General features: G+C 66.8%; 9 protein-coding genes. 8 read left to right on the top strand and 1 reads right to left on the bottom strand.

Annotated elements, in window-relative coordinates; genetic code table 11:
• From AC5592_RS31485 to AC5592_RS31455, 7 genes are all read left to right on the top strand, one after another.
• On the top strand, positions 1-1,483 hold a 1,483-nt coding region (locus AC5592_RS31485; RefSeq protein ID WP_371507556.1), incomplete at its 5' end, for a replication initiator.
• Positions 1,484-1,518: 35 nt separating this feature from the next.
• Entirely contained in the window at positions 1,519-1,716 is a 198-nt protein-coding gene (locus AC5592_RS31480; RefSeq protein WP_232329635.1) for a helix-turn-helix domain-containing protein, read from the top strand.
• Positions 1,716-2,840, top strand: coding sequence for a site-specific integrase (locus AC5592_RS31475; protein ID WP_063066279.1), 1,125 nt, complete (start codon positions 1,716-1,718; stop codon positions 2,838-2,840). Before AC5592_RS31480 ends, AC5592_RS31475 begins: the two co-directional genes overlap by 1 nt.
• Before the next feature lie 305 nt (positions 2,841-3,145).
• Positions 3,146-4,414 (top strand): PucR family transcriptional regulator, encoded by a 1,269-nt coding sequence (locus AC5592_RS31470; RefSeq protein ID WP_051024211.1) that lies wholly within the window; start codon positions 3,146-3,148, stop codon positions 4,412-4,414.
• Between the two features lie 254 nt (positions 4,415-4,668).
• Positions 4,669-6,114 (top strand): class I adenylate-forming enzyme family protein, encoded by a 1,446-nt coding sequence (locus AC5592_RS31465; protein ID WP_063066271.1) that lies wholly within the window; start codon positions 4,669-4,671, stop codon positions 6,112-6,114.
• 27 nt (positions 6,115-6,141) lie between these two features.
• Positions 6,142-7,944, top strand: coding sequence for a DUF3556 domain-containing protein (locus AC5592_RS31460; RefSeq protein WP_063066270.1), 1,803 nt, complete (start codon positions 6,142-6,144; stop codon positions 7,942-7,944).
• Positions 7,941-9,359 (top strand): phytoene desaturase family protein, encoded by a 1,419-nt coding sequence (locus AC5592_RS31455; protein ID WP_063066269.1) that lies wholly within the window; start codon positions 7,941-7,943, stop codon positions 9,357-9,359. Before AC5592_RS31460 ends, AC5592_RS31455 begins: the two co-directional genes overlap by 4 nt.
• Before the next feature lie 35 nt (positions 9,360-9,394).
• On the opposite strand, the gene AC5592_RS31450 is transcribed toward AC5592_RS31455, so the two are convergent.
• Positions 9,395-10,090 (bottom strand): DUF1345 domain-containing protein, encoded by a 696-nt coding sequence (locus AC5592_RS31450; RefSeq protein WP_036497873.1) that lies wholly within the window; start codon positions 10,088-10,090, stop codon positions 9,395-9,397.
• Between the two features lie 118 nt (positions 10,091-10,208).
• Here AC5592_RS31450 and AC5592_RS31445 point away from each other — a divergent pair, with 118 nt between their 5' ends.
• On the top strand, positions 10,209-10,616 hold the full coding sequence (locus tag AC5592_RS31445; protein ID WP_036497874.1) for a hypothetical protein: 408 nt from the start codon (positions 10,209-10,211) through the stop codon (positions 10,614-10,616).
• Positions 10,617-10,623 lie beyond the last annotated feature (7 nt).

Raw genomic sequence — 10,623 nt, 5'->3', positions numbered from 1 at the left:
TGCGGCTCGGGCTCGCGCTCTGCGGATGCAGCAGGCCCACGAAGGCTGGCACATCGAGACCGAACCTGTAGACGAGAAACGCGACCCGACCGAGCAACAGCTCGCACTCGTGGAGGCTCGCGCGAGCCTGATGGATCTCTACCAGGACGCGAAGGCCCGCGACGATCACGACGATATGACCAGCATCCGGGAAGTGGTGGCCGATCTGGATGCGGAGCTGCGGGAGACCGGTGTGCGCGGGCGTCTTCCGGCGCTGGATCCCGAGCCGAAATCGGAGCGCAAACGGTCGACCCGCCGCCGTCAGGACGTCCCGGACCTGCCCCGCAAGAAGATCGACAAGAAGACCATCGGCCGCCAATACGCGGGCAAGTACCGGCCCTCGATGTTCATCACGCTGACCATGCCCAGCTACGGGCGCATGAACGATGACGGTGCGATCAACAGCAAGGGCAAGCCCTGCGGTGACGGATCACCGCGCCACCCGCACACCTACGACTACCGGCGCGCCGCCCGTGACATCGTGTTCTTCCCGGCCCTGTTCGATCGGTTCGTCCAGAACTACCGGCGCGCCACCGGCCGCGATATCCAGTACTTCGCCACCGTGGAACCCCAACGCCGCGGTGCTCCCCACATTCACATGGCCGTTCGTGGCACCGACCCTCGGGTGCTGATTCAGCAGATCGCTGCGGCGACGTATCACCAGGTGTGGTGGCCGCACTTCGATCCGGAGAACGAGCAGTACACCGATGGCCGTATGCCGGTCTGGGACTATTCGGCCGGCCGATTCGTCGATCCCGACACCGCCGAACCGCTGGCGACGTGGGAAGAGGCAATGGACGTCCTCGACACCGTGGACGACCTCGAACCCGCGCATGTGGTGCGCTTCGGCGAACAGATCGACCCGAAGGACGTCAAGGGTGTGCTGGGTGGCACCGAGGAGGCTTCCCGCCACGTCGGCTACCTGACCAAGTACCTGACCAAGTCCATCGCTGAGGTGATCGAGCCTCAGACCGATCGGGCGGCAGAGCATTACGAGCGGCTACATGCGGAACTTCAGAAGGTTCCGTGCTCGCCGAACTGCCCGATCTGGCTGCGCTACGGGATCACCCCGAAGGGCGCCAGCGACAAGACCCAGCCCGGCCGCTGCAAGGGCAAAGCCCATCGCCGCGAAACTCTCGGCCTGCGTGGACGTCGGGTGCTGGTGTCGCGTCGCTGGACCGGCAAGACCCTCCCGGATCACAAGGCCGACCGTGCGGAGTTTGTTCGTCAAATTCTCGCCTCGGTTGGTATCGAGCGCCCGGACCCGTCGCGGCTGATCGTGAAACCGGTTGAGCCGGGGGACAAGAGCGTGCCACCGCGAGAGCACCTGATCATGGCGCGCATTGCCCAAAGGATCAGATGGCGCGCTCAATACGAAACTGCCCGCCTGGCAGCCAGTCCACCAGGCGAACAACAACATTCGGCAATCCAGATCGCAGCATAGGAAGGGGACCGGTGATGGAGGTCAAAGGGAGATACGTGGATGTCGAGGGAGCTGCGCTCTACCTCGGCACCGGGGTTCGATTCGTTCGTCGTCTCGTCGCAGAGCGTCGGGTGGTCTTCTACAAGATCGGCGGACATGTGCGGTTCAAGATCTCCGATCTCGAAGAGTTCGCACAAGCCGGCCGAGTCGATCCGGTCTCGGTACAGTGGCACGGCGGCAAGGCGGTGGCCTGATGGCCGGTCGTCGTCGTTTCGGCTTCGTTCGCAAGCTGCCGTCCGGGAGGTATCAAGCGTCGTTCATCGGCCCGAATGGCAAGCGGCAGCCAGCACCCCAGACGTTTCGCACCAAGACAGATGCGGATCGCTGGTTGGTCGCGGTGGAGGCCGACATCAGCCGGGGTGCTTGGCTCGATGAGAAGTTGGGGCGGCAGCGGTTCGAGGATTACGCCAACGCGTACCTGCGGGACAACCCCGACGTAGGGCGTCGCTGGGCGGAGACGTGTCGGCGGAATATGCGGCTCCACATGGTCGATCTGCTGGACCGGCCGTTGGTTGCGATCACTCCCCCTGTGGTTCGGGAGTGGTACGCCAAGGCATTGGCCGGCAAGGGCGGCAAAACGTCCATCGCTCAGTCCTATCGGTTCCTGCGAACCGTGATGAACCAGGCCAAGCGGGACAACGCCATTTCGGCAAATCCGTGCACGATCAAGGGCGCGGGTTCGGATCGGGCCAAAGAGCGAACCATCGCAACGACGGCGGAGGTCGCCGAACTGGTGGACAAGATCACCCCGCGATACCGCGCGGCGGTGCTTCTGGCTGCATGGTGCGGTCTGCGCCGCGGGGAAGTGATCGGACTGGCCCGGATCGATCTCGATCTTTCGGCAAATCAGGTGTGGGTCCGGCGAACCCGCGAAGAACTGCTCGAGACGGGGCAGGCATTCGACAAGGACCCGAAAACCGATGCCGGCAAAAGGGCGGTCTCCATCCCACCGCACCTGCGTCCGTATTTGGTCGACCACCTGGAGAACTGGGCGGGTGAGACGTGGCTGTTCGTCGGCCGGGACGGTGAGCGCATGCGGGGAAACGCGGTCTATCAGGCGTTCGTCCGTGCGCGCAATCGCGTGGGTGTGGATGTCAGCTTTCACGATCTGCGCCACACCGGACAGACCTTGGCTGCCAGCACCGGCGCGACCCTCGCCGATCTCAAGAAGCGGCTGGGTCACGCCTCGACGGCGGCAGCGGTCCGGTACCTGCATGCTGTCGACGGCCGAGACAAGGAAGTTGCGGCCGAATTGAGCCGGTTGGCTGCCCGCGGAAACGCTATCGACCTGCCCCGAACCATCGTCGTGAAGCACTGACCGGAGTTGCACATGTATCGCATGCGGCTGGAAAACTCGTCTCTGACCTGCGGATATTCACCTGACTGAAAAGCGGAAGGTCGCCGGTTCGATCCCGGCCTTGGCCACTTTCAAATCCCCTCGACCTGCGGTCGGGGGGATTTTTCGTGTCCGGGATCACCGAGGGTCAGGCGAACCGGCTGCCGGGATAGACGATGTCTCTCGGCCCGCCGGGATAGATATGGACCGTTCGTTCGTCTCGGGGAGACGAAATCTGTCCGGAACGGGGGTGGGGGTGGGGTTGGGGGCCTACCGTCCGTGGTGTGGTGAAGGCGCGGGATGGTGACGTCGGGTCGGGCGAATATGTCGCTCGGATCGCCGCGCGGTTGAACGAGCAGGTGACCGGGGTCAGTTCGCTGATCAAGGATGCGCTCGAGCAGCTCATTCCGGAGTTGCGGGGGGATGCGCGGACGGTGGAGCTGCTGGGGGCGAGTGTCGAGGGGAATGTCGACACGATTCTGCATGCGCTGCGGCACGGGATCGCGGTGGAGCGGATCACCGCGCCGACCGCCGCGCTCGAATACGCCCGGCGGCTCGCGCAGCACGGGGTGCCGGTGAATGCGCTGGTGCGGGCATATCGGCTGGGGCAGCGGCGGTTGACCGAGCTGGTCTTCGCGGAGCTGCACGCCATCGATATGGAACCGACCACCCGGATCGCGGTGATCGAGGAGATCACCGATGTGCTGTTCGCCTATATCGACTGGATCTCACAGCAGGTGGTCGCGGTCTACGAGGAGGAGCGCGAACGGTGGCTGGAGAACCGGAACAGCGTGCGCGCCATGCGGGTCCGGGAGGTGCTGGCCCAGGACACCGCCGTCGACGTCGACGATGCCACCGCCGCGATCCGGTATCCGCTGCGCCGGCATCACGTGGCGATGGTGCTCTGGTATCCGGACCCCGACTCCGACAGCGACGGCCTGGCGCGGTTGCAGCGATTCGTCCGGGAACTGGCCGGCGCGGTCGATGTGGCTGCCGCCCCGCTGTTCGCCGCGGCCGATCGCACCAGCGGATGGGTCTGGCTGCCGTACACCTCGGATCCCGATGATCCGGCCGCGCGGATCCGCCGGTTCGCCGCCACCCGGCCGGACGCACCGCACATCGCGATCGGCGCCGTGGGGGTGGGAGTCGAGGGGTTCCGCCGCTCGCATCGACAGGCCCAGCGGGCCCGCACGGTGGCGGCCCGGAGTGGGGCGGCGGACAAGGTCGTGGCGGCCACTGATCCCGGCTTGACCGCGGCCGCACTGCTCGGCGAGAACCCCGCAGCCGTCCGGGACTGGGTCGCCGACGTCCTCGGACCGCTGGCGACCGACACCGCGAGCGATGCCCGGCTGCGCGACACCCTGCGTGTGTTCCTGCGCACCGGATCCAGCTACAAGGCGGCGGCGCAGGAACTGGATCTGCACTACAACTCGGTGAAATACCGGGTGAGCCGCGCGGTCTCCCGGCGCGGGCGACCGATCGCCGACGACCGGCTCGATGTGGAGATCGCGCTGCTGGTGTGCCAGTGGTACGGCACATCGGTGCTCATGCGCTGAGCCCGCGAACGCGCACCGATGTGGGTGAACTGATCGTGCACAGCTCGCCGATCCTGCGCGTTTTCTCGCATTGTCGCGGAGGCTTGCACGGAAAGTTCAGGTGGACACCCCACCACCCGGGCACCGCCGCGCAGATTCTTTGTCTCGCGAAGACGAGACTTCCGGAGTAATTCGTTCACACGTGACGGTGTGGTGCAGCTCACTAATTCCTACGGTTGACGTATTCGTTCGAGACCGAGGATTCAGGACCGTCCATGCACCTTTCCGAGTTACCCGACCTGCGCAGCCGGCACGACCCCGGCGGGCCCTGTGTGGCCGACGATCAGGTCGAGCTGACCAACGCCGAGTTCGCCGATGCGGTACGGCGCGCGGCCACTGCCCTTGCCGCGCACGGAGTTTCCTCCGGCGATGTCGTCGCGGTGATGTTGCCCAACACCGTGGCGCTGGTGGTTTCCCTGTTCGCCGCGTGGCGTCTGGGCGCCGCGGTGACGCCGATCAATCCGTCGCTGGTTCCGGCCGAGGCCGGTTATCAGGTCGCCGATGCCGGGGCCGAGGTGCTGGTCACCGATCGGCCGATGGATATCGGTGCCACGGTCCTCACCCCTGCCGAGCTCACCGCGCGGCCGCCCGCCGCTATCGCCCCCGAAACTCGCGATGACGCGCTGGCCCTGCTCGTCTACACCAGCGGGACCACCGGGCGGCCCAAGGGCGTCATGCTCGATCACGCGAACCTGAACGCCATGTGCGCCATGGTGATCGGCGCGTTCGAACTCACGGCCGCCGACCACAGCCTGCTGGTATTGCCGCTGTTCCATGTCAACGGCATCGTGGTGAGCACGCTGGCGCCGCTGCTCGCCGGCGGGCGCACCACGATCGCGGGACGGTTCAGCCCGAACGCGTTCTTCGACCGGCTCGAGCGCAGTCGCGCCACCTACTTCTCCGCGGTGCCGACCATCTATACGATGCTGGCCGATCTGCCGCCGGACGTCGCTCCGGATACCTCGGCGGTGCGGTTCGCGGTCTGCGGCGCCGCCCCCGCCAGTGCCGAACTGCTGGTGAAGTTCGAAAACCGTTACGGCATACCGATCGTCGAGGGCTACGGCCTCTCCGAGGGCACCTGCGCGAGCGTCGTCAATCCCCTGCGCGGCCGCCGCAAGCCGGGCACGGTCGGTCTTCCGCTGCCGGGCCAGACGATTCGCATCGCCGACCCCGACGGCAATCCGGTCGCCGACGGTGCCGCGGGCGAGGTGCTGATCCAGGGACCGAATGTCATGCGCGGCTATCTGAATCGGCCGGAGGACACCGCCCGGACGATCATCGACGGCTGGCTGTACACCGGCGATATCGGCCGCATCGACGAGGACGGTTACCTCGTCCTGGTGGACCGCGCCAAGGACATGATCATCCGCGGCGGCGAGAACATCTATCCCAAGGAGATCGAGAGCGTCGTCTACCAGCTGCCCGAGGTCGCCGAGGCCGCGGTGGTCGGCCGGGCCAGCGAGCTCTACGGCGAGGAGCCGGTGCTGTTCCTCGCCCTGAACTCCGGCGCCACCCTCACCGCCGAACAGGTGCTCGCCCATACCCGGCGGAATTTGTCGAAATACAAACTGCCGGTGGCGATCACCTTCCTCGACGACCTGCCCAAGAACGCCGTCGGCAAACTCGACAAACCGTCGCTGCGCCGCGCGCCCACCGCCTGATCCGCCCCACGAGAAGGAGATATTCCGATGGGATTCACCAAGCCGGATCTGCCGGCAGTCGATCCGGACACGTTCCTGCAGAAACCGCTGATGGAGCGCATGCGTATCCTCGGCGCCGATTGGGCCGAAAACGGCTTCGGCTCACCGAAGATGGTGCATTGCGTCTACATCCTCAAACTGATCGTGCTCTACGCGATCGGCGGAATCACGGTGGCCACACTGACTTCCGGCCTCCCGGCGTTCTGGCATGTCGCCGAATGGTGGAATCAGCCGATCGTCTATCAGAAGGCGGTCGTCTGGACCGTGCTGCTGGAAGTCGTCGGTCTCGCCGGTTCGTGGGGGCCGTTGGCCGGCAAGGTGAAACCGATGACCGGTGGCATCCTGTTCTGGGCCCGGCCCGGTACCATCCGGCAACGCCCGTGGGCGTGGGTGCCCGGCACCGGCGGTGATCGCCGCACCTGGTTCGACGTAACCCTGTATCTGGCCCTGCTGGCGAGTCTGGTGCTCGCGCTGGCTCTGCCCGGCGCGCACAGTGATTCGCTCGCGGCGGTACTGCCGGACAACGCGTCCGGGCTCATCGCTCCCGCCGCGCTGCTCGCGCCGATCGTGCTGCTGATTCTCAACGGATTGCGCGACAAGGTCGTCTTCCTCGGCGCCCGCGGCGAGCAGTATCTACCGGCGCTGATCGCGTTCACGGTGTTCCCGTTCGTGAATATGATCGTCGCGTTGAAACTGCTGATCGTGGTCGTCTGGGTGGGCGCCGGATTCTCCAAACTCGGCAAGCATTTCTCCAACGTGGTGCCGCCGATGGTGTCCAACAGCCCGTCGGTGCCGTTCAAGTCGGTGAAACGCGCGCACTACAAGGACTTCCCGCGCGATATGCGTCCGTCCGGCATCGCGCATTTCATGGCCCACGTCAACGGCACCTGTGTGGAGATGCTGGTTCCGCTGGTGCTGCTGTTCTCCACGAACAAGTGGGTGACGCTGATCGCGGTGCTGATCATGGTGATCTTCCACCTCTTCATCGTGTCCACCTTCCCGCTGGCCGTGCCGCTGGAATGGAACGTGCTGTTCGCCTATGCCACCGTTTTCCTGTTCCTCGGATTCCCGGCCCGGAACGGATACGCCGTGTGGGACATGTCGCCGGTGTGGCTGGTCGTCCCGGTGGTCGCCGCGCTGCTGTTCTTCCCGGTGCTCGGCAACCTGCGGCCCGACAAGGTGTCGTTCCTGCCGTCGATGCGGCAGTACGCGGGCAACTGGGCCTCGGCGGTGTGGACGTTCACCCCGGGCGCCGAGGAGAAGCTGAACCGGGTGACCCGCTCGGCCGGCAATCAGATCGATCAGTTCATCGAATTCGGTTACGAACCGCAGTGGGCGGAGATCACCCTGCAGAAGACGATCGCCTGGCGCACCCTGCACAGCCAGGGCCGCGGCCTGTTCTCGCTGCTGATCGCGCGGCTGCCCGATATCGATTCGCGCACGGTCCGGGAGGGGGAGTTCCTCTGCAACTCGATCGTGGGGTTCAATTTCGGTGACGGCCACTTCCACGACGAGGAGATGATCCACGCGGTGCAGGACGAGGCTCGCTTCGAACCCGGCGAATGTGTGGTCGCCTGGGTGGAATCGGAGGCGTTCGGCAGCGGCGTGCAGCACTACAAGCTGATCGACGCCGCGCTGGGCGTGATCGAACGCGGCACCTGGCGGGTCGCGGACGCGGTCGCCGCGCAGCCCTGGCTGCCGAACGGGCCGATTCCCCTGCAGCCCACCTGGACTCGTGCCGCCGCAGCGCGGATCGAACCCACGCAGGACGATTTCGGAGTGGTGGCGTGACAACCGCACTGGTGGTCGGCGGCGGGCCCAACGGGCTCGCCGCCGCCGTCGCCCTCGCCTCCGAAGGCGTCGAGGTCACCGTGCTCGAGGCGGCCGAGCGGATCGGCGGCGGCACGCGCAGCGGCGAGGCGATCGTTCCCGGTCTGCTGCACGACCACTGCTCGGCCATCCACCCGATGGCCGTCGGATCCCCGTTCCTGACGAGCCTGGGCCTGGACCGCTACGGGCTCACCTGGCGGCTGGCCGAGATCGACTGTGTGCATCCGCTCGACGACGGCAGCGCCGGCGTGCTGTACCGCTCGGTCGAGCAGACCGCGGCCGCGCTCGGTCGCGACGGCTCGCGCTGGCGCCTGGCATTCGAACGCCCGGTGCGGCGATACGACGCGCTGAGCGAGGACATCATGCGCCCGCTGCTGCGCCTGCCGCACCATCCCTTGACGCTGGCCCGGTTCGGGATGCCGACGCTGTTACCCGGCTCCACCTTTGCCCGGTTGTTCCGGACCGAGCAGGCGCGAGCGTTGTTCGGAGGTGTTGCGGCGCATGCCTTCCGGCCGTTGCATCAGCCACTCACCTCGGCCATCGGACTCGGAATCCTCACGGCCGGGCATCGGCACGGCTGGGCGGTCGCCGCCGGCGGATCGCAGGCGATCAGCGATGCGATGGCGGCGCTGCTGACGGAGCTGGGCGGAAAGATCGAGACCGGAGTGCGGATCGAGTCGGCCGCACAGCTGGCCCCGGCCGACATCACTATCTTCGACCTGGCGCCCGACGCCGTCGGCCGCATTCTCGGGGACCGGCTGCCGGGCCGAGTCCGTAAGGCGTTCGGCCGCTTCCGTCGCGGCCCCGGCGCCTTCAAGGTGGATTTCGCGGTGGCGGACGGAGTGCCGTGGACCGATCCCCGGGCCCGCCGTGCCGGAACCGTCCACCTCGCCGGGACCTACGGTGAGCTGGCCGCGACCGAACGCGAGATCCATGCCGGTCGCATGCCCGAGCGTCCGTTCGTCCTGGTCGGCCAGCAGTACCTGGCCGATCCGCAGCGCTCGGTGGGCAATGTGCACCCGGTGTGGAGTTATGCGCACGTCCCCAACGGCTTCACCGGCGACGCGACCGAGGCGATCATCGCGCAGATCGAGCGGTTCGCGCCCGGGTTCCGGGAACGTATTGTGGGACAGGCGGTTCGCTCGACGACGGAGATGGCCGTCTACAACCCGAACTACGCCGGCGGCGACATCATGACCGGCGCCAAGGACATTCGCCAGCTGATGTTCGGGCCGCGAACCACGTTGTCCCCCTACAGCCTCGGTGTTCCCGGCATGTACATCTGTTCGGCGGCAACCCCACCCGGGCCGGGGGCACACGGAATGTGCGGCGCCAATGCGGCACAGCTCGCACTCGCCGAGTGGAGGCGCGGGTAGGGGTCGAGGCACCTCGGTGCGCAAGCCCTGTCCGATCACTTCAACACGTTGACCGCCCGCGCGATGACCAGGGCCGCGGTGATCAGCGATAGCGCGGATTCGGCCATCATCAGCGTCTTGGCCCAGCGCGTCATCGGCATCACATCGGTGGGGCTGAAGGCGGTGGCGTTGGTGAACGACAGGTAGAGGTAGTCGAGGAATTCCGGTTCCCAGTCGGCGGGCGCCAGGTCGCGGTTCTGCATCTGCACGAACAGAAAGTCCGGGAGCGGTTCACGGGCGTGCGCCCGGGCAGCCGGCCCGCCGCGATCGAATTCCCAATACCAGAGCGCGAATACGGTGACATTGGTCAGCCAGATCGCCGCGCCGGAACCGAGCAGCACCGGGGGATCGTTGCTGAGGGTGCCGTCGATGAGCCCGGCGACGAGCCGGAACACCGACCATGCGGTGGCGATCCCCAGCAGCGCCGACATCGCCAGGCCACACCACCGCAGCCAGATCTCCTCCCGGTCGAGCCGCACCGGGCTGCTCACCACCAGCACGATGAGCAGCAGCACCTCGAGCAGCGGCAGCAGCCAGATCGGCCGCAGCTGGAAATGATGTGGCAGCAGCAGCTGCAACACGATGATGCCCACCATCGCCGCCGTCGCCGCCCACCGCGATTCGCCCGCGGTGCGCCGTTTCCACGCCGGGATCTCGTCGCCGTTGGAGCTGTCGTTTCCGGAGCCGCTCACCCGAGCAGTATTGCCCGCGCAGGGACGGCATGCACGCAGGAACGCGGGCCAGTCAGGGCGGGGGCGACCCTAAGATGGGGAACCAAGGCGTGTATGTCGGCTCGCAGGAGGCACGGTGATGACTGTGGTTCGCAAGATGGTTCTGGGCGGCGCGATTGCCGTGCTGCTGGGCTCGGGCACCGGGGCGGCGGCCGCGGAGACGGTTCCGTTTCAGATCAACCCCGCGCCGTACGGTAATCCGAACGGCAGCGTCGATTCGCTACCCGCCCGCTGTGTGGCCATCACCGGTGCACGAGCGGGGGAAATCACCATCACCGGCGCGAACGACCGTGGGTGGGGCTGCTATTCGGCGCCGGTGCGATGGCTGAACCTCGCCACGGGCGCATCCGGCGAAGCGCATCTTTCCGACGGCCTCAACGGGATTCCGCCGGCCGTCACGGTCGCGACCGGGAGCGGACCCGTCGTCGCCATCGTTCTCACCGGCGGCGTGTACACGCCCGGCTTCGTCTCCGTGCAGGTGCCGTAACCGACGG

This window comes from Nocardia violaceofusca NBRC 14427, from assembly GCF_963869435.1.
In the GTDB taxonomy this organism is placed as follows: Bacteria; Actinomycetota; Actinomycetes; order Mycobacteriales; family Mycobacteriaceae; genus Nocardia; species Nocardia aobensis.
This window is presented reverse-complemented; position numbering and strand designations above follow the sequence as displayed.